Origin of the sequence: Pseudomonas sp. MH10, assembly GCF_034353045.1 — a bacterium.
Classification (GTDB): domain Bacteria; phylum Pseudomonadota; class Gammaproteobacteria; order Pseudomonadales; family Pseudomonadaceae; genus Aquipseudomonas.
In genome coordinates this window covers 4517669-4537367 of record NZ_CP133783.1, presented here as the reverse complement: position 1 = coordinate 4537367, position 19699 = coordinate 4517669, and the positions used below count along the sequence as shown (strand labels likewise).

Sequence of the window (19699 nt, the reverse complement as noted above, 5' to 3'; positions counted from 1 at the left end):
ACGCCTGGGGCGCTCAGGTCAATGACATGGGGGATTTGTATAGGGGATGACCAAGCACCGGGGGCAAGGTCTGATTGTGGCCGATCTCTGTCGGTTACTACCGGCAGCTATGGGTCGCTCTCTGCCGGTCATGGCCACGCAGCGTGCTGGTCAAATCCGATGCAAATGATTTGTCAGGTCGAATGCAAATGGGTGGGCAAGTCTGTGCAATTACCCATTCTATTGGATCAGGGGCGATTCAGCCCGAATTCATGAGGCCTTTGACTAACGTTGCTGAGGCGGTCGGCAAGGCGAACATTCATCAATGATGCAGCCGAACCTTGAGAGACTTACTCTGGCGTGCCGCTAGCTCCAGCTCCCTCACGCGGTCCCAAAGCTGGAGATTCTGAGTGAGTACTCGGTCTCGCTGCGAACTGACCAATGCGAGCTCTTTTTCTAAATGCACAAGCTTATCTTCTACGCGTTTAATGTTTTTACCATTTGACGAGCCGGAACTGTTGTTAGCATCAGCGCGACAAGCCTCGATCATTGCGAGTATAGGCAAATGCGCTTTGCGAGACTTCTTCAGGTAACCACGGTCAAATCCAGCTTCCAGACTGACAATGCTCGCGGTGAGTTTGGATAAATCTAACCCCAGATGTTCGGGCACAAAAGGCTTCCCATCCAGAAGGCGCTGCAAGGCCTCCTCGCAAGCGCCCAGCCCCTTACTTATTCCTACGCCAGACTTCATAGTTAACGCCCCAACGTATTGATTAGGCGAGCCTTAAAGGCCATTAAGCGTTCAATATCACCCTTAACAATTTGATATTCGCCTGAGCCCTCTACGTAATTTGACAACTCGCTTGTCGCGTCCTCTATAGCTGTATTTAGCTTTGCAGATTTGATGATCGCGCCCTCGCAAGACAAACATTCTGTGTAGTCACCGAGCAGGAAGGAGTCGCAGCGACCCACCTTGGTACAACCGCCGAGCAGCGTAGGCCGATAGCTAATTGCGCCGTTTTTCACCCGCTGTTCTGTGTCGGCGCGAACGTCTTCAATCTGTATCTCACCAGCCTTGACACGTTCTTTCTGCTTCTCCATGTACGAACCGGTGCCGCCAAACAACGGATCTTCTTTGAACAGCAGATCGGCAATCAACTGATTGGCCACCGACATCGGCATGGCCATTTGAAACTCGAAAGCAAAATGGTTGCTCGGCAGCACGAAGTCTTTTTTCTTCTCGTCGTAGTAGCCAAAAATGGTGCGCAAATTATCGAAGCCATTGGCGTAATAACGCGCCATCTGGATTGTCATGTGCTTGAACTGCGCCCGCAGCGTCGGCAACGAGAGAAAACCGCTACTGCTTCCATAAAAGGCCAAAGAGCGCCGGAACTGATGACTGGTCAGCGGCCAGGGCTGGCCGTTTGCAAACTCTGGCTTATTGTAAAAATCACGAGAAGGGTCGCTCTGAGCCAACTCTTGCAAATCCTCTGCTTGAATTTTCAAAGCTTGGAAGGCGCTCAGCTGCTCTCTTCTCGACGAATAAAAGTCGGAAACGGTAATTCCATTGGCTTTTTTATACTTCACGATAGATGGATTGAGAAACAGCGGACAACGGTCACCCGGGTCGATCTTATAGAGCTTGGCGAGACCACGACAAACAGCCTGGGCAATTTCAACTGCCTTGACGACTTCACTTGGGGCGAACCATGCTTCATGCTTCTTGTAGCCTGTGAACTTCGTTGTAGTCGAGAGCACGCATACTGCTTGCGGTTGATCGCGCACAAAATCATGATCATCAATGACTTGCGCTCTGACGACTTCCTCACTCAAACAGTTATACGCCATGCGCAGAATTTCCTGATCACGCATGCCGGTATAAATATGGATGACTGTTTTCGCCACATACTGCATTTGTAGCAGAACACGTTGCAGGTTAGCCCTATGGGGGCAGACGAATTCATTGGCAAAAACGCCAGCCAGACCGTGATCTCTGAGTGCTTGAGGCATGTCGGAACGATAGCTCGCTCTTCCGCCTAATCCGCGAGACCTCTGAGTATTAAGATTGACCCCGTAATGTTCATCAGCAAAGCACGCAATAAATGACTCGAAAGCCCCAACGCCCTGATAAAGTTGATCGAGCAGATCACCAACAACGCTGATTAGATTTAAGTAGATTCGAGTCGGAATTATGGGGTGCTGGTTGGATTTTGGTCTTTTTAAGTCGAAACTGTTCGGATTGAGCACAACATACCCGAGGCGCTCTTGTCCAACATGAACCAACTGGTTCAAAATCCCGCATAAACTGCCAGTAACATTTCGCTCACGAATGAATGCCGCCAGATATACAGGAACGGTAAATAGCTGCTGCAAAGACAATACACCAACCATTGGCTTTTTTCTCAGCGCGAAACAGAAGTGCATTGCAATGCGCAACACGCCAAAATAATTTGAAAGCGTGGACGCACTGAGCATACCGAGTCGCCCACCACTACCAAAATAAATCAGGCAATACAACAAATACTTTACTTCCTCGATCAGCGCCTGTTGCTCCTGGCCATTATCGTCGAAAATAGTATCAAAACGCAGTCTACGTATTTTCTTGGCACTCAGCCTGTACGGGTTAAAGTCCCATACAGATTCACCGTATACCGCCGTTGCACTGCCGTGTTCATCGCGGCAAAGAACAAAATCCGGTGCAGGTTTCTCAAACAGTTGCGCCGCATTATCTGGCTCACTGGTAGCCGGAAACTGACCGCTGGAAAAAAGACTGCCTATCGACTGAACAACAGCGTTCAAAATACCACCCCCATTTTTTCATAACGGCTCAAGCGGGTTTCCCAAAACGCAGTTAGCTCGCCGTACACAAACACCCTGGCTTTAACCTTTTCGACCGTCTGTTTCACCGAATCAGAGCGTTCACTAAGGGCGTCGATGATGAACTCGATTCGGATAGACAATTCTTTGTATAGCGTTTCAGCGTGCGCCATATCGGGAGCCGCTGCGCGCACGGCATTAACCACGTACTGCAAGCTCAGGAGTTTGTGCAGGTCTTCTTCGTCGCTGTGACAGACATAGTGCTCACAATACAAGCACCCGTATTGCGTGCGGCAGTTCGGTTTCACAAGGGCTCCTGCACCAGCTACCGGCGTCGGCTGGTTGAAATCGTCGCAGTGGCCTGCCGCTGTTGCGATCATGCCTTCTGCGACCCGCTGACTGCGCTCACGTAGGACATGGGCGGCATGCCGCATGGACTGCCAGAACTGGCCGAACTCGACTTGCTGCTGCTCAGGAGTCGCCTCTGCATAGGTCGAAAAATTAACCGCTTCGCTGTGATTTAAGGATGCCGCTACAGTGGACGGCGACATGCGGGCCGAGTGCAATCCGACGCTTTTGTGCTTGCGCATTTTGCGCGGAGAAAGACTCGGCAAATTTGGATCAACAAAGACCCCACGGATAGACTTATAGAATTTCCCCACGGCGTCCGATACCGGAAGCTCGCCAAAGTCTGTTGCATCTTTCCTACTTCTACGTTTGGGCAATGAAAAAAACAGTCGATCATGTCGCTCGCCATTCAAAATCCACTCACGGAGCTTGAGGTACTCCTTAAGCAGCGGAAGACCATTACCCCGCCCAATATTATAAAAAGTCGATCTCCCACCTGCGCGAAACTTTACAGCAGAAAGCTCTTTTTTAAGCGGAGATTTTATGACCTCAAGCGCGTCCTCATAATCAAACTGCGCAAATTCGGTTGGCGACGCACCTGTAATCAGCAAGAAAAGCCCGGCATAGGCTTTCGCGGCAAGACTAGCCAAATCAAATCGGTGCCAATTACGTGCATCTTCGTTTGCAGTAACGAGATTCGCTGTTGCCTTTGCGAGAGTTTTATGTGCATCTTTTTTCATTACGCCATGGCGACCGAGCCTGACGGCAGCACTCATGTATTCCTCGACAGTTGAGATCCTTCGTTCCGCCACTTTGTAAACAGGCGGGCCTTCCTTAAACGGGCCAACTGCACCGCAGGTTGATGGGAAAATAACAACTTCATAATCCCTAATGCCAACCACACATGGATAAGGATTATTATTTAGGACAAATTCGCTGCATTGCCGAGCAATCCCCAAACAAACATCCTTATACAACTCAACATGATCAGCGCTTGGAGCTGGCGAGCCTTTTCCGGGGGTTATTCTAATAGCGCCCGAGAGGATGCGGTGGCTGCTTTCAGGATAGAGCCCTTCAATTATCGCAATGACGACACTCTGATAGTTATATGCAGTGATAGGTTTCACCTGCTGCATATGTATGCAATGATTCAAATATATAGTGAAATCCCGATATATCTGCTGGGCGTGCACTTCGCTGGAAAAAACTTCTCTGTAGCCATTTTCATTGAGCCAGTTTACTAGGTATTCGGCACGAACAAAATAATTCAGGACTGAATGATCACGCATACCAACCCAAGACTGCAACAGGCTCACAACCATCTCGCGGCGGCTTTCAATAAGCGATGAAGTCAGGACAGGCGTGCCTCGATTATCACTGGCACGTTCATTTTTGCCTCGAATGCAATATGCAAGACTGCCTATGTCCAGCGATTTCTTCATCACTTTACAGGACAGTTGCAGGCGCAAAAGCTCAGGCTCGGGAAACTCCTGCGCTAACTCGCCCAGCGTGATAATTCGCGTATTTGGACGATGCTCTAGCTGCCGACTATTCATCTTGCGCTGTTACCTTTAGCACTTTGTAGCTACCGTTAAACAACTTTTCCTCCCATACTTCTTGGGCGATGACCTTTTCGTGGGTCATCTTGAATAACTTCAGGTAGTTCTCAGTCGTTGTCCTAGACTCATGGTGCATGCGCTTTTGAATAAAGTCGATATCTTCCCCCTGTTTCAAACCCCCTTCTTGAACCAATGGCTGCAAGCGTTGGTAGAGTTGAAAGGCGAAGGTCGCTCGCAGCCAGTGATATGAAAAATTCTTGGGGAATAGGCTAGAGGCCATATTTTGCAATTTTCGTTTTATTGTTTCCGTTACCTGACCGGTCTGTGGCGACTTCACAATCGCGTAGCGCGGGTCGCTTGCGGCCATGTAATAACAGTCGCCTTGATCGGAGAGAAATAAATACATATCACCCTCCTCCACCGACAAACCAGGATGATTGAGCTCTAACTGAGCACGAAACTTTTCCCGCCGATTTTTCATCATCGGGCTGCGGGCAAGCGTGACCAGTTCTTCGGCAAGCTGTTTCGGCAAGTACAAAACTTGCGCCTTGTCAAATTTCGTATCAATGCCTGTACGCGGGCCGGCATGCAACTTATAGGCGCCTTCTGGCGTTAGCTTGTCCTCTGCAAACCCTTTCAAGTGCTTCAAACGGATGGTCAAGACGCTTTGCTTACGCGCGCCAGTCATCAGCGAAGTGAGAAGAACCAGCCGCTCAATCGTTGACCATTTTTTTTCGTTGCTAATAGTATCCAGAAGTACGCCTAACTCAAGATTGGAAAGCGGTCGAAGATCCTCGCCATCTTCACGCACAAATCCCAACGGCACTGAACTACTAGGCGGCGTGCGCCGTGTTTGGCTGCGCTTTTCCGCATTTATGACTTTCGCACCTTTTAGGCTCTGCACAATGAACCGCACTTGCTTGATCGTATCGACACGCTTCATATCAAGGTCATGCCAATGCTCGGAAACGTACTTATAAAAATGATAGACAGCAGCGGTATATTGATTGATGACCTGATTACTGCGACTGCCTTCGTTTATCAGGTGATAGAAGTATTTGTAGGTCGGACGAAGCGGAGGTCGAGCACCGGAGAAGTCGAGCCAATCCAGATTGCTATCCTCACAGAACAGGAGGTAATCCAGCAATTTGCTGGCATGGCGCCGAACGTCATCAGTGCGCCGACTTTCCGGAGCCCTATCACGCATGAGGCTCAGCAGGTAATCGTTCGCTTCGTGCCAAGGGTCGCCATTGACACGAAACAAAAACGGGAGGTTGAACAGATCACGGTCATTCCCTGAACCGATTTCATCGACCCTATAAAGTAGGTTGGATTCAGCCCCTTCAAGCGCCGACTCAATCGAGCCGCGAGGCGCTTCACTGACGTGCAGGATGGCGAAGGCATCCCGCAAATTATGGATGAGAACCAAACGACCTTCGTGACGCGGATTGGCGTAGGCCATTAGACTCACCCCGTTGATGAATCAGTCAATCCTAAATGTTATGCGTCTGTTTGCAATCACTACTTGTCAATCTTATTTTTGTTAAGGGATTCTACCCAGGGGTCTAACTTATGGAATAGTTTCGGATACCGGCCTTTCAAATCCTTCTTAACCTCGGCATAAGTGCTGCGCCAGAAGTTGGCTAAGTCTTGCGTCACTTGCACCGGGCGGCGGGCCGGTGACAACAGGTGAAGTTTGATTATCTGCCGGCCACCGGCAATGCGCGGGGTGTCGGCTAGGCCAAACAACTCTTGCAAACGCACCGCCAGAATCGGTGGATGCTCGCTATAGTCCAATCGTACTGACGACCCTGACGGCACGCTCAAATGGTGGGGAGCCAGTTCGTCCAGACGCTGCGGCAATGGCCACGGCAAGACGTTATGCAGAATCGACGACAGGTCCAGATTGCCAAAATGAGCAAGCCGCGACACTTTGCCTAAATACGGCATCAGCCAGGTGTCCAGACTCGCCAGCAATGCCGCATCGCGCACGTCAGGCCATTCGCTGTCGGACTGTTTCTCCAAATCAAGCTGACGCAACAACGCGACCCGCGCCTGCCACTGGCGCAGCTCGGGCGTCCACGGTAACAGCTCCAAACCTTTGCGCCGGACCAAGGCCAACAACGCTTGGCTGCGTGCAGACTCATCCAGACCTGTAAGCGGTTCACGACTGAGTATCAACTCGCCAACCTTGCGTTGACGCTCAGCACGAAACACGCCTTCACGCTCGTCCCATTCAAGGTGATCGACCGCTGTGACTTGCTCGGCCAATACCGAATCAAACAGCGCCGAGTCAAACTCGGCCGCCATGTAGATGCGTTCTTCGCGCTGCCCTTGGCGACTGCCCAAATCAGCGACCACCAGCCACGGTTGCTTCATTAAGGCGTCGGCCTCAGAAAACAACGCCGCGCGGCCATTGGCCAATCGGTATTCAGCACCCCCGGCCCGCCGCTGTTGCGCAACGCGATCAGGATAAGCAAACGCCAATAGCGCGCCGGGCCAACGCGGGTGATCCGGATCGCTGACCCAGGTATTGGTCACGTCACGTTGCTTCTGTAGGAGTCCTCGGTATTGCCGCGACAGTTGTTTCGCTCGCTGCACGCCGCCTTGCGCGCCTCGGGCTGCGCGCTCAGTACCTGCTAATAACGTCAAACGGCTGTGCAAATCGGCGCCCGCACCACGCAAAATATCGCGTTCGCCCAACAACGCCGCCACGTCACACGCCAGCTCCCCGAGGCCCAGCGCTTGCCCGCGCAACAACAAGTGCGCAATGCGGGGGTGCGCCGGAAGTTCGGCCATGGCTTGGCCGTGGTTTGTGAGCTTCCAGTCTTCGCCCGGTTTCTGACTCAGACCACCTAACCGACCGAGCAAATCCTGGGCTTGGGAATACGCGGCGGCAGGCGGCAGATCAAGCCACACCAATTGAGCCGGGGTCACACCCCAGCGCGACAGTTGCAGCGCGAGTCCGGCCAAATCCGCCTGCAGAATTTCCGCCGTGCCATAGGCTGCCAATTGATCGTGCTGAGCCTCGGACCACAGCCGATAACACACGCCCGGCTCCAAACGCCCGGCCCGCCCGGCACGCTGCGTAGCGCTGGCGCGGGAGATGCGTTGAGTATCGAGGCGGGTCATGCCGCTGCCGGGATCAAAGCGCGGCACTCGCGCCAACCCGGCATCGATCACCACGCGCACGCCATCGATGGTCAAACTGGTCTCGGCGATATTGGTCGCCAGCACCACTTTGCGCACACCCTTCGGCGCGGGCTCGATGGCCGCACGCTGGGCATTCAGGTCCAACTCGCCGTGCAGGGGGCAGAGCATGATGTCGTGACGCTCACCCAGCGCTTCGGCCAACTGTTGGTTAACTCGACGTATCTCGGCTTGCCCCGGCAGAAACACCAAGACGCTGCCGGACTCATTGCCGAGGGCATCCAACACGGCCTGCACCACTCGTGGCTCAATGTATTCACCGGGCTGAAACGCTCGCCCCCAGCTCATCGCCACCGCAAACATACGCCCGTCACTGCGTATCACCGGCGCGTCGTCGAGCAAGCTGGATAAACGTTCGCCTTCCAACGTGGCTGACATCAGCAAGATTTTCAGCGGTTGCTCGTCTCGAAAAAGCCCACGGCCGTTGAGGCTCAGTGCCAAGGCCAAGTCGGCATCGAGACTGCGCTCGTGGAACTCGTCGAAGATCAACAGACCGACGCCTTCCAGCGCCGGGTCGTCCTGCAAGCGACGGGTGAGAATGCCTTCGGTGACCACTTCAATCCGAGTAGTCGGCCCGACCCGGCTTTCCAAGCGGATGCGATAACCGACGGTTTCCCCGACCTTCTCGCCCAACTCGCTCGCCAACCGCTCAGCCGCCGCCCGCGCCGCAAGCCGACGCGGTTCGAGCATCAAAATGGTTTGTCCGGCAAGCCACGGCTCGTCCAGCAGCGCCAACGGCACACGAGTGGTTTTACCGGCACCCGGCGGCGCTTCGAGTACCGCTTCATGGCGTATAGACAAAGCTTCGCGCAGGGCGGGGAGGACAGCATCAATGGGCAGGGAAATCATGGCGGCTCCGGGGCAGGCCGGGGAGTATAGCGGTGAACGTTATAGGCCCGTCAAAGCCACTGATGAGGGTGTTCTATTCTTGCCCCAAGAGCATGCGTCAGCCTGACACCATTCGAACTCGCTTGAATAGAGGGCGAGATTTGCGCAACCGCTGCTTCCATCACGAACCTCTTTTGTGGCAGCCACTTTTTGAGCTGCATCGAGACATCTTGGAAGTCATCAAATGGATTGATCCATCCCTGCATGCCTGGCTCAAGAGTCACGACAGAGTGCCTGACACGCTGTCCGACTGGGGGAAATGGAAAGCAGTACCCGAGCCCACGTAGCCTGTCGAATGATCTAATAGGCAAAGAAAGCAGTTGGCACACTACGTCGCCATCGTTGCTCTGACGGCCGATGACTGCCGCTGATACAGCCACACCCCCATCACCCAATCGCACGAAGCACCGCACCAATAGTCTGATCTACGACGCATTTGCCTTGTATAGTTGCGCCTTTCTTTCAGGAGATCCTTATGCGCATACCCTCCCGTTTCATCGGCGGCGTTTTGGTCGCCGCACTGCTGACTCAAATGACCGCTTGCGGCAGTATTTTTTACCCTGACCGCCGCGGTCAGATTGATGGCAAGGTCGATCCCTTGATCATCGGTCTCGACGCCATCGGCCTGTTGTTCTACATCATTCCTGGGATAATCGCGTTCGCGGTGGACTTCACCACGGGCGCGATTTACCTGCCTGCTGGCAAGACTGCTCAGATCAATCCGGAAAAACTGCGCCCGGCGATCAAGGCTGACGGTACCGTCGATAACAGCAAGTTGCAGGCGATTCTCCAAACCGAACTGGGCCGCAGTTTGCCGCTTGATGATCCCCGTCTGATTCAGCACCGAGGCAATGCGCAACAATTGGCGATGCTCGGCTTGAAACCGTCTGCCTGACCCAAGGAAACCGTCATGATCGTCAGTTCCGAACACGAACGCCTCCTGCGTCTGGCAACACGCGCGTCGCTGGCAGTCGCGGCCATTTTGATCGTCGCCAAAGGCGTTGCCTGGTGGTTTAGCGGTTCGGTCAGCCTGCTCGCAGGCTTGACCGATTCAGCGCTGGACGGCGTCGCCTCGTTCCTTAATTTGTTAGCGGTGCATTACGCGCTGCGTCCGGCCGATGACGATCACCGTTATGGGCATGGCAAGGCTGAGGCATTGTCGGGCATCGCTCAGTCGCTGTTTATCGGCGTGAGTGCGATGTTGATTGCGTATCAGGCAGTTGAGCGCATTTTGCATCCGAGTCCGCTGGGTGCGCCGGGACTGGGCATTGCGGTGATGGTGTTGTCGATTGCGCTTACCGTGGCGTTATTGATGCTGCAACACAAAGTCATCCGCGAAACCGGCTCAACCGCTATTCGCGCGGACTCGCTGCATTACCGATCCGATCTGTTGCTCAACGCCAGTATTTTAGTTGCGCTGATCCTCGCGGTGCTCGGCTTCCAGCAACTGGATGCGTATTTCGGTTTGGCGATTGCGGTGTACATACTCTGGAGTTCGGTCCAGATCGCCCGGGAAACCGTGTCGGTGCTGATGGATGAAGAATTGCCGCCAGAGATCAGTCTGCACATGGTGGACCTGGCGCGCGGTGTGCACGGCGTACTCGGTGCGCATGATTTGCGCACACGGATATCCGGCAACCATTGGTTCGTTCAGTTGCATTTGGAGTTGCCGGGGCATCTGACGTTGTCTGTTGCTCACGCTATATGTGATCACGTGGCCGACGCTATAGAAGATGAGTACCCGAAAGCCGAAGTGCTGGTGCACGCCGACCCTCGGGAAGTGCTACTGAACCCAGCCGTCATTTAACGGCTAGGTTGTTCCGTCTTAGCTAGTTGACGGCGTAACCACGTCCAGCCAAACACCCGCCCATTGCCCGCCGGTAGACATCGATGACCTGCGGGGATGGCGCGTATGTCGCGGCTTGTGGATCAAAGCCGCTCTGGTTGACGCCATACATGTGGCAATCATACATATCCTGCTGTTGCTGCTCTTGGCTCTGGCCATTGGCAGGGTACGCCACCGGGTCATAGCTGTAACTCGACGCCTGTTGTGGCGGTTGAGCGTCCGGGGTGTAGACCGGTTCAGCACCTTGTGGCGGCTCGGAAACTACGTAGTCTTGAGTGTCCGGTTGGTACAGGTAGTAAGTACCTGCCGCAACGAAGAACAACGTACTGCCCAGCCAGACTTCCTGCGAATACGAGGGCAACTCGTGAACGCGAATGCCCCGTGGTGGCTCAACGATCACATAGCGTGGGCCTTGCGGGCGATACCAGTAGCCGCCGGAATAGAAGTAGTCCTGACCGTGCCAGCCAATCCGTGAGTGGCCCCCGGGCATGCTGTTGATCACATAACCTGGGCGGAATTGCGGGCCTGGACCCCAACCAGTGCCATGACCGTCCGGCCGACCGTGCCAATGGTCATTGCCGGGACGACCGTCACCGCCACCGAGCCGAGGAGGCGTTCCGCCGCCCTGCCAATGTTGGTTCGCGTTGCTCTGACGATTGTCCTGAAAATTACCGGGGCGAGGCGCTTGGGATTGGCGTGTTTCTTCGGGACGACCCTGGATTGGCAGACGCGCGGGTTCAGGCTGGCGTTGTTGCTGCTGTTGTACTTGGCGCTGCTGCTCTTGCTGATGCTGTTGTTGCTGCACCTGCTGCTGGCGTTGTTGGTCCTGCTGCTGATGCTGTTGCTGCTGCACCTGCTGCGTGCGTTGTTGATCCTGCTGCTGATGCTGTTGCTGCTGCACCTGCTGCTGGCGTTGTTGATCCTGCTGCTGATGCTGTTGCTGCTGCAACTGCTGCTGGCGCTGTTGCTGCTGCACCTGCTGCTGACGCTGTTGATCTTGCTGCTGGCGTTGCTGCTGCTCTTGTTGCTGGTGCTGCTGTTGTTGCACCTGCTGCTGCTGCTGATGTTGTTGTTGCTCTTGCTGCTGGTGTTGTTTTTGCTCTTGCTGCTGATGTTGCTGCTGCTGTTGACCACCCTGAGGATGGCCACCTGGGTGCTCGTGATTATCACCTTGCCCATCATTCGGGTTCTCTGCCAGCACCTGAACGCTGGCACCCAAACACAGCAAACCAACACCTGCGATACGCCAGATGCACGATTTCATGCTTCCCTCACTGTGGTGCAAATGCCCGTTAATAAGACTGCCTAGTGGATGCCTCATGGGGCAGCACTCTAACAGTCCATTCGACAGCGTGCGGAGGCTTTTAGTAGCAATACACGCACAATAAAAAAGGGAGCCTAATGGCTCCCTCTAGGAATTCGTCCCTGCTCAACGCTTTTGACGTTGGCTCACGTCACGCCGTCTTCTGGACAGTGTGTAGCCCGGTGGCCTGACAACCTTGTGGGGTTGGCGGCCGCAGCTAACCTGATTCGGAGAGCCGCGCTGGACGCTATGTCCGGGCAGTGATTCTGTTAATAAGAATAGGCCTGAATCCCCAGCAGCCGATTGCGAATATTGCTTACAGAAACATCACTTGCGCAATTTTTAACTTCATATCCATAATCCTGCGCAATAGATCTTGTAAAGGTGCAAACAGTGAGCAAACTCGACAGATATGACCTGAGCATTTTGGCGGAGCTGCAACGTGACGCGCGAATCTCCAATCAAGAGTTGGCCGAGCGCATAGGCCTGTCACCCTCCCCCTGCTCACGGCGGGTCAAACAGCTGGAGGATGATGGCTATATCTCGCGCCTAGTTGCCTTGTTGGACCGTAAAAAACTGGGCCTGAGCCTGACCGCCTACGTGCTGATCGGTATGGACCGCCACACGCCCGAGCGCTTCGAGCACTTTGAACAGCAGATTCGTAACCTGCCGCAGGTGCTGGAATGCAGTTTGGTCACGGGGATGGATGCCGACTATCAGTTGAAGGTCGTGGTGCCGGACATGGACCATTATCAGAAGCTGCTGCTGGGCCATTTGACCCGCATTGAAGGCGTCACCAGTGTCCGTTCAAGTTTTGTACTGAATCAGGTGCTGGCTAGCACCGAATTACCGTTGACGCACCTGCGACCTTAAGGGCAATGCGCGGCACCTAGGACGTTGCGTATAATCGTTGCGCATCGCCGACCGGCTGGAGAAGTTGATGAACGTGGACCCCGCAGTATTTGAACAGTGGATGATGACGATTCTGGTCACCATCCTTGTCGCATTCATGGGCTTTATCGTCTGGGACTTGGCGAAGAAATCCAAAGCCGGCAAATTTGGCACCATTATCCTGTTCTTCGTACTGGGATTGGGCATTCTCGCGTTCGTGATCAAAAGCGTCGTGATTGCGTTTATTGAGGCCTGACTGTGTAAAAGACGCTGAAGGATTTCCTATCCCTGTGGGAGCGAATTTATTCGCGAAAGTGTCATCACATTCAACATCGTGAGCGTCTGATGCTCAGCATTCCCGAATCAATTCGGTCCCTCAGTTAAATTTGAATCCCAAATAGAAGCCTGTCTTAAAGCTTAGCCGGCACTTCCCGCCACTGCCCCTGATCCAGACCTTCGATCGTCCAGTCACCAATCCGAACCCGCACCAGTCGCAAGGTTGGCAGCCCTACCGCTGCTGTCATGCGTCGAACTTGGCGATTGCGGCCTTCTTTGATAATCAGCTCCAACCAGCTCGTCGGCAGGTGTTGGCGAAACCGTACCGGCGGTGTGCGCGGCCAGAGTTCCGGTTCTGGCAACTGCCGCACCTGTGCTGGCAATGTCGGGCCATCGTTGAGCTCCACGCCATCGCGCAGACGCTGCAACTGCTCCTCTGTCGGCTCGCCGTCAACCTGCACCCAGTAGGTTTTGGCCAATTTGTGCTTGGGATCGGCAATTCGCGCCTGCAACTGACCGTCATTGGTCAGCAACAATAAGCCTTCGCTGTCTCGGTCCAGACGCCCTGCCGGGTAGATGCCGGGGATATCGATGAAATTCTTCAGCGTTGGCCGCCCTTCTGCGTCGCTGAATTGCGTCAACACATCGTACGGTTTGTTGAACAAAATCAACGTGGGCTCAGCAGGCGGAGCTTTAGCGACGCGCCGCGCAGTGCTCGGCGGGCGAGTGGAATGGCGGGACGCGGGACGTTGGATGCGGGGCATGACAGTTCAGAATTCGAAAACAGAAAGGGCCACTTTAGTGGCCCTTTCTGTAAATACCTAACCGAACCGCTCAATTAACGGAACGGCGGCTCATCGAAGCTGCGCAGTTTGCGTGAGTGCAGCGAGTTAAGCTGCGTGCGCAACAGGTCAACCGCCGCGATACCGATTTTCAAATGCTGACTGACCGCACGCTCGTAAAACGCGTTGGCCGAGCCAGGCAACTTGATTTCGCTGTGCAGCGGTTTATCCGACACACAAAGCAGCGTGCCGTAAGGCACCCGCAAGCGATAACCCTGGGCGGCGATGGTCCCGCTTTCCATGTCCACCGCGACTGCGCGGGACAGGTTGATCAGCGGACGTTCCTGTGCCCAACGCAATTCCCAGTTTCGGTCGTCGTAGGTCAAGACGGTGCCGGTGCGCAGACGCTTTTTGAGGTCGTCGCCGCGCTCGCCGGTGACTTGCGCAGCCGCTTCCTGCAAGGCGAGTTGAACTTCGGCCAACGCTGGAATCGGAATGTTCGGCGGCACCACCCGGTCGAGAATGCCATCGCGGCGCATGTAGGCGTGAGCCAACACGTAGTCGCCGATGGTCTGGGATTGGCGCAGGCCACCGCAGTGGCCGATCATCAGCCAGCAATGCGGACGCAATACCGCCAAGTGATCGGTGATGTTTTTCGCGTTGGATGGGCCAACGCCGATGTTCACCAACGTTACGCCGTGGCCGTCGGAGGCGATCAAGTGATACGCCGGCATCTGATAGCGATGCCATACCACGCCGGCAACCACTGTCTGCGCTTCGTCATGGCTCATGCTCTTGTCTACCACCACGTTGCCCGGCAAGACCATGCGCAGGAAACGCGGGTCGTTGCGCAATTGATCCAGGCCATGGGCAATGAATTGGTCAACATAACGGTGATAGTTGGTCAGCAAAATCCACGGCTGCACATGGCGCCAGTCGCTGCCGGTGTAATGCACCAGACGGCGCAGGGAGAAATCCACCCGCGCGGCATCAAACAGCGCCAATGGCAATGGATCGGTGTTGGCCCAGTCATACAAGCCATCAGCGATGCCATCAGTGGCCGCCGACAGGTCGGTGCTCGGGAAGACCCGGGCCAGCGCAGCGGCGGTAACGCCGGAACCGGCCAACTCATCGCCTTGCTCAACCACGTACGGGTAAGGAATGTTTTGCTCGCTGACGCCCACGGTTACCGTGACGGTAAAGTCATTCATCAAGGGCACCAGTTGCTCAAGCAAGTAGGCGCGAAACGATGACGGGTGGGTGACGGTGACGCTGTAAGTGCCGGGCAGCTGGACTTTGGCATAGGCGCGAGTCGTCAGCGGCACTTCACCCTGGCAGAGATAAACCAGACGCAATTCGGGGTAGCGGAACAGTTCACGCTCTGCCGCCGTCGGTTCGACGCGGTCTTTGAGGTATCGCTTGAGCGCTTGGCTCAACGCACTGGTGGCCCGCTCATGCAACACGGCAAGGCGGTCTACAGCTTGCTCGGCCGTTTCAACGACAATAAAAGCTTCGGTCACGTTACATATCCTGTCTGATCTTGCAGGCTTGTATCTTGCCTGCATCTTCCTGTAGGAGCCAACTTGTTGGCGATTTTGCAAACTGTGCGGGTTGTCTCGGACATTGCGTTGAGAGCTTCGCCAACACGCTGAATCCCACAGAGGGTGTCAATTTCAACCGACCTGTGGCGACGAGCGCGCCACCAGCGCAGCCACATCGACGCCCCTTGGAAGCGCGCCATAGACCCGGCCTGCCGAGCCCAGTCGGCTGCTGATGAAGCCATCGCTGACACTGGCATTCCCCGCTTCGAGCAGCAGCTTTGCTTGCAGGCCAATGGCGATGTCTTCGGTCAGCTGCCGCGCGCGGTATTGAATGTCAGTGGTGTCCTTGAACGCGCTTTTCAGCTGATCGATGTGGCCAGCCAATCGTCGGTCGCCATGGCCGTCGCCCAATTCGTCGAACAACGCATCCAGTACGCCCGGCTCTTTCGACAGCGCGCGCAACACGTCGAGGCATTGCACGTTGCCGGAACCCTCCCACGTCGAGTTCACCGGCGCCTCACGGTACAGACGCGGCAAAATACTGTCCTCGACATAACCGGCACCGCCCATGCATTCAGCCGCTTCGTTGATCATCGCAGGGGCACGCTTGCAAATCCAATACTTGCCCACCGCCGTGACCAGTCGGGCGAAGCGGCCTTCCTGGGAGTCTTCCAGATGATCCAGCGCTCGGCCCATGCGCATCGTCAGCGCCAATGCTGCTTCGCTTTCCAGCGCCAGATCGGCCAATACGTTTTGCATCAGCGGTTGCTCGCTGAGCACCCGGCCACCGACGCTGCGGTGCGCGCAATGATGCGCGGCTTGGGTGAGGGCTTGGCGCATTAGGGCGCTGGAACCGACCATGCAATCAAAACGGGTCATGGCGACCATCTCGATAATCGTCGGTACACCACGGCCTTCTTCGCCAATCATCCAGGCCAGCGCGCCGCGAAACTCAACCTCACTGGAGGCATTCGAGCAATTACCGAGCTTGTTTTTCAGGCGCTGGATGTAGAACTCATTGCGGCTGTCGTCTGGCCGATGACGCGGCAAAAGAAAACAGGTCAGGCCTTTCTCGGTTTGCGCCAATGTCAGGAACGCATCACACATCGGCGCGGAGCAAAACCATTTATGCCCGACCAGCTCGTACGCTTGACCCGACCCCGTAGCGCCCACCGGATAAGCCTTGGTGGTGTTGGCACGCACGTCGGTGCCGCCTTGTTTTTCGGTCATTGCCATGCCAATGGTCGCACCCGCTTTATGGCCAATGCCTACGTTGCGCGGGTCATATTCAGTCGCGAGAATTTTCGGCAGCCAAATGTCGGCCAGGTCAGGCTGGATTCTCATCGCTGGCACACTGGCAAAAGTCATGGTCAACGGACAACCGCTGCCCGCTTCGGCCTGGCTGTGTAAATAGCTCATGGCCGCACGGGCAACATGGGCGCCGGGTTGTGGGTCAGTCCAGGGCAAGGACGGCAACCCATGCTCGACGGCGGTGCGCATCAGTTCGTGGTAAGCAGGGTGGAATTCAACCAGGTCAATCCGATGCCCATAGCGGTCATGGCTGACGAACACCGGTTTGTTTTCATTGGCCAGAAAACCCGCCGTCATCAGCGGCCCACCAGCCAGCGCGCCGTAGGTGTCAATTCGCGACTGCGCCCAACCCGCCCCATAACGCAGCGACCATTCCTGCAATGGCAGATCAATACGGTACAGATTGACGCCGTCCAACGACGGGGGCTGATTGGTCACTTCATGGGTTTCGGCGAACTGGTGCAGGTTCATGAGGGCGCTCCTCTGGGCTCGGACGCGCCAAAGGACACGCCCATGAAATGCAGTGAATCACGCGCGACGAGGCTTTACAAAGCGCCATATCGGACTTAAATACCGGCAGTTTCACCTCAAAACCCTATGAAATACCCCATCTCGGTGGAAGACGCCCCAGCGTCCTCGACACCGTGCTATCGCCCTAGATGCTGTGGGAGCAGGCTTGCCTGCGAAAAGGTCCATAATCGCGCCGCTGAGGTCGACCTGAAACCTGGTTCGCCTGCATTAATGCCTTCGTTGGCACGCCACACAGAGACTTCGGCATGCACAGCCGGTTAAAGCGTGTGAGTCGCCGACGACCAACGCTGCGGCTCAACATCGGAATGGCCCAGTTCAACGCGCAACGTGAAGCAACTGCCTCTACCAGGCTCGGACTGATGGCTCAACGTTCCGCCCATGAGCCCGATCAATTGTCGACAAATCGCGAGACCAATGCCCAACCCGCCATATTCCCGCGTCATTGAGCCGTCCACTTGGAAAAATGTCTGATACAACGCCGCCTCGTCCAACCGACCAAAGCCGATACCGCTGTCGATGACTTCAATCAGTACTGTGTGTGTTTGCAGGTAGTCGGACTTGCCGGTGATTCTGACGCTGACGCTGCCGGTCTTGGTGAATTTGATCGCGTTATCCAACAAGCAACCGATGCATTGTTGCAGCTTGCTGACATCGCCCAGCAAGCTGTCCGGAAGCGCTTCATCCAGTTCGATGAAGAAACTCAAATGCTTGGCCTGAGCCTCGCTGACGTATTGCCTGCGCAGCTCCGCAACCAGCCAACGCAGACTGAACGGCTCGTTGACCGCATACAACTTGCCCGCCTGCAATTCGGTAAGGGTCAAAATACCATTGACCATGCCCATCATGTCTTGGGCGGAGTTGGCGGCGGTTTGTTGGTAGAGCTGGAATTCGCTGTCCATTGGCATCATCTGCATCAACTCCAGTGAACCGATCACACCGTTCATGGGCGTGCGCAATTCATGGGTCAAGGTGGCGAGGAACTCATCCTTCAATCGGTTACTGGTCTCCAGTTTCTGGTTCAAGCGCTCCAGCTTCTGACCGGCCTCAAACAGAATCTGCGCCTGCTGCTCGCGCATCATGTTGATGCGGTCGGCCAGCGCCAGCGACAGCAGCGCCACTTCCAATACCGATCCGATCTGGCTGGAATACATGGTCAGAAAGTTATTAGGTAGATAACCCATCAGCATGAACGCATTGATCAGTCCACCCGAGAGGAATACCGACCAAGCCACGATGTAATACCGTGCCACGCGCAGTCCACGAACCTTGGCGGTAATCCCGGTGGCGACGATCACAAGCGTGAACAACAAGACCAAACCGGTTGCCAAGCGCAGCGCCACACCATAGTCCATGGTTACCGAAAGCACCATGACCACTGCGGCAAAGGCCATGAGCAACTTCAGCGACCGATCAAGCCAGCGGTTCAGTGAGGGCGTTTGAAGGAAATGCCGAGAAAACTGACTGGCAAAAAACACGGCTGAACCCACCAAAAATGGCGTCGAAGCATTGGCCCACCACGGGTTGTTCGGCCAGAAAAATTCGATCCCCGCTCCGTTTACCGAAATTTGATACAGGCCAAATGACGCGATATAGAGGATGTAATACAGGTAACTGGTGTCACGCACGCCGATGTAAATGAACAAGTTGTAGATCAGCATTCCCACCAACATGCCGTAGATCAGCCCAAGCACATAGATGCGTGCAGGCTGCGCTTCGATGTAGGCGTGACTGGACCAAAGTGCAAGGGGCGCCTGGATGGAACCATGCCCGGCAACACGCACGTACAGTGTCTTGACCTCATCGGGCGGCAGGTTCAGGTCGAATAAAAAGTTATTCTGCTTAATCTGCCGGCTGGAGAACGGCAACATGTCTCCGGTCTGCCATGCCAGCCGAAAGCGCCCTGAGGCATCGGCGGTGTATAGATCGACGTGATCCATCGGCGGATAGGCCATTTCCAATAGCCAGTCCGGCCGCGCGTCCAAATGTTCCGGGCGAAATTGCAGGTCAACTTTCAACCAATACGCGGAGCGTGAGTAACCCGCGTTGAGTGCCTCGGCGTTTAGATCGCGAAACCGGCCTTGCAGTGTCGGGTCGCTCACCTCTTCAATCGTCGCGTCCCCCGTGACGTCTTCAAACACTTGAACAGCTCGCCCCAAAGGCAAAGTCCGGGTGGTTTCGTCGAATTCGACGGCGCCGGCCAACAACGGTAGCCAAGCGACCAGCATAATCAGCAAATAGCGCATACAGTCCCAGCGTGGCCCCGTCCGACTGGTCGCAAAGCCTCCTTTCCCTAGAGACGACGTCAGCCGGAAGATCCTGTTATTGATGGAAAACAGTCAGCACGGTGTGAGACCGATCTTATAATGTGTCCGTATATTTCATCAACGTACCCGCATGCCCTGCACATCAAGCTGGGC

General features: G+C 55.2%; 15 protein-coding genes and 1 pseudogene. 5 read left to right on the top strand and 11 right to left on the bottom strand.

The features are described from left to right. Nucleotides 1-301 precede the first annotated feature (301 nt). The 6 genes from RHM59_RS20400 to RHM59_RS20375 are packed head-to-tail and all read right to left on the bottom strand — an operon-like array spanning nucleotide 302 to nucleotide 9007. Entirely contained in the window at nucleotides 302-730 is a 429-nt protein-coding gene (locus RHM59_RS20400; protein ID WP_322285283.1) for a hypothetical protein, read from the bottom strand. 2 nt (nucleotides 731-732) lie between these two features. Next, complete coding sequence (locus tag RHM59_RS20395) at nucleotides 733-2778, bottom strand: integrase (protein ID WP_322285282.1); 2046 nt, start codon at nucleotides 2776-2778, stop codon at nucleotides 733-735. Then, on the bottom strand, nucleotides 2775-4700 hold the full coding sequence (locus tag RHM59_RS20390; protein ID WP_322285281.1) for a hypothetical protein: 1926 nt from the start codon (nucleotides 4698-4700) through the stop codon (nucleotides 2775-2777). The genes RHM59_RS20395 and RHM59_RS20390 overlap by 4 nt, the downstream gene beginning before the upstream one ends. Beyond that, on the bottom strand, nucleotides 4693-6165 hold the full coding sequence (locus RHM59_RS20385; RefSeq protein ID WP_322285280.1) for a site-specific integrase: 1473 nt from the start codon (nucleotides 6163-6165) through the stop codon (nucleotides 4693-4695). Before RHM59_RS20385 ends, RHM59_RS20390 begins: the two co-directional genes overlap by 8 nt. A 59-nt stretch (nucleotides 6166-6224) precedes the next feature. After that, a complete protein-coding gene (gene hrpB, locus RHM59_RS20380; protein ID WP_322285279.1) occupies nucleotides 6225-8762 on the bottom strand; it encodes an ATP-dependent helicase HrpB in 2538 nt (845 codons plus the stop codon). A gap of 50 nt (nucleotides 8763-8812) precedes the next feature. Further along, entirely contained in the window at nucleotides 8813-9007 is a 195-nt protein-coding gene (locus tag RHM59_RS20375; protein ID WP_322285278.1) for a hypothetical protein, read from the bottom strand. 269 nt (nucleotides 9008-9276) lie between these two features. Between RHM59_RS20375 and RHM59_RS20370 the strand changes: the two genes are divergently transcribed. Both RHM59_RS20370 and RHM59_RS20365 read left to right on the top strand, forming a co-directional pair. Next, complete coding sequence (locus tag RHM59_RS20370) at nucleotides 9277-9696, top strand: polyribonucleotide nucleotidyltransferase (RefSeq protein ID WP_322166177.1); 420 nt, start codon at nucleotides 9277-9279, stop codon at nucleotides 9694-9696. 15 nt (nucleotides 9697-9711) lie between these two features. Next, complete coding sequence (locus tag RHM59_RS20365) at nucleotides 9712-10608, top strand: cation diffusion facilitator family transporter (protein WP_322285277.1); 897 nt, start codon at nucleotides 9712-9714, stop codon at nucleotides 10606-10608. 22 nt (nucleotides 10609-10630) lie between these two features. Here RHM59_RS20365 and RHM59_RS20360 read toward each other — a convergent pair whose 3' ends face one another. Then, nucleotides 10631-11137 carry a DUF6515 family protein gene (locus tag RHM59_RS20360; RefSeq protein WP_322285276.1) on the bottom strand — a complete coding sequence of 169 codons (507 nt, stop codon included), beginning with the start codon at nucleotides 11135-11137 and terminating at the stop codon, nucleotides 10631-10633. Nucleotides 11138-11434: 297 nt separating this feature from the next. Between RHM59_RS20360 and RHM59_RS20355 the strand changes: the two genes are divergently transcribed. The 3 genes from RHM59_RS20355 (at nucleotide 11435) to RHM59_RS20345 (ending at nucleotide 13097) form a co-directional block, all read left to right on the top strand. Further along, nucleotides 11435-11956, top strand: a complete 522-nt coding sequence (locus tag RHM59_RS20355) for a hypothetical protein (RefSeq protein WP_416195103.1) — start codon at nucleotides 11435-11437, stop codon at nucleotides 11954-11956. Between the two features lie 387 nt (nucleotides 11957-12343). Next, nucleotides 12344-12823, top strand: a complete 480-nt coding sequence (locus RHM59_RS20350; RefSeq protein WP_322166180.1) for an Lrp/AsnC family transcriptional regulator — start codon at nucleotides 12344-12346, stop codon at nucleotides 12821-12823. 73 nt (nucleotides 12824-12896) lie between these two features. After that, a complete protein-coding gene (locus RHM59_RS20345) occupies nucleotides 12897-13097 on the top strand; it encodes a DUF2788 domain-containing protein (protein ID WP_322171165.1) in 201 nt (66 codons plus the stop codon). Between the two features lie 154 nt (nucleotides 13098-13251). Here the strand turns inward: RHM59_RS20345 and RHM59_RS20340 are convergent, their stop codons facing one another. From RHM59_RS20340 to RHM59_RS20325, 4 genes and pseudogenes are all read right to left on the bottom strand, one after another. Then, entirely contained in the window at nucleotides 13252-13881 is a 630-nt protein-coding gene (locus tag RHM59_RS20340; RefSeq protein WP_322166181.1) for a pseudouridine synthase, read from the bottom strand. A 74-nt stretch (nucleotides 13882-13955) separates the two neighbouring features. Beyond that, nucleotides 13956-15419 carry an AMP nucleosidase gene (gene amn, locus RHM59_RS20335; RefSeq protein ID WP_416194730.1) on the bottom strand — a complete coding sequence of 488 codons (1464 nt, stop codon included), beginning with the start codon at nucleotides 15417-15419 and terminating at the stop codon, nucleotides 13956-13958. Nucleotides 15420-15572: 153 nt separating this feature from the next. Continuing rightward, a complete protein-coding gene (locus RHM59_RS20330) occupies nucleotides 15573-17222 on the bottom strand; it encodes an acyl-CoA dehydrogenase family protein (RefSeq protein ID WP_322285274.1) in 1650 nt (549 codons plus the stop codon). Between the two features lie 374 nt (nucleotides 17223-17596). Next, nucleotides 17597-19525 (bottom strand): annotated as a pseudogene (locus RHM59_RS20325) (sensor histidine kinase); the annotation flags it as partial. Nucleotides 19526-19699: the final 174 nt, after the last annotated feature.

What these genes read in the sequence shown, in the direction of transcription:
- RHM59_RS20400 (WP_322285283.1), bottom strand. Translation starts at nt 730, where the DNA reads ATGAAGTCTGGCGTAGGAATAAGTAAGGGGCTGGGCGCTTGCGAGGAG.
- RHM59_RS20390 (WP_322285281.1), bottom strand. Translation starts at nt 4,700, where the DNA reads ATGAATAGTCGGCAGCTAGAGCATCGTCCAAATACGCGAATTATCACG.
- RHM59_RS20385 (WP_322285280.1), bottom strand. Translation starts at nt 6,165, where the DNA reads ATGGCCTACGCCAATCCGCGTCACGAAGGTCGTTTGGTTCTCATCCAT.
- hrpB (WP_322285279.1), bottom strand. Translation starts at nt 8,762, where the DNA reads ATGATTTCCCTGCCCATTGATGCTGTCCTCCCCGCCCTGCGCGAAGCT.
- RHM59_RS20375 (WP_322285278.1), bottom strand. Translation starts at nt 9,007, where the DNA reads ATGCAGGGATGGATCAATCCATTTGATGACTTCCAAGATGTCTCGATG.
- RHM59_RS20370 (WP_322166177.1), top strand. Translation starts at nt 9,277, where the DNA reads ATGCGCATACCCTCCCGTTTCATCGGCGGCGTTTTGGTCGCCGCACTG.
- RHM59_RS20365 (WP_322285277.1), top strand. Translation starts at nt 9,712, where the DNA reads ATGATCGTCAGTTCCGAACACGAACGCCTCCTGCGTCTGGCAACACGC.
- RHM59_RS20360 (WP_322285276.1), bottom strand. Translation starts at nt 11,137, where the DNA reads ATGCCCGGGGGCCACTCACGGATTGGCTGGCACGGTCAGGACTACTTC.
- RHM59_RS20355 (WP_416195103.1), top strand. Translation starts at nt 11,435, where the DNA reads ATGCTGTTGTTGCTGCACCTGCTGCTGGCGTTGTTGGTCCTGCTGCTG.
- RHM59_RS20340 (WP_322166181.1), bottom strand. Translation starts at nt 13,881, where the DNA reads ATGCCCCGCATCCAACGTCCCGCGTCCCGCCATTCCACTCGCCCGCCG.
- RHM59_RS20330 (WP_322285274.1), bottom strand. Translation starts at nt 17,222, where the DNA reads ATGAACCTGCACCAGTTCGCCGAAACCCATGAAGTGACCAATCAGCCC.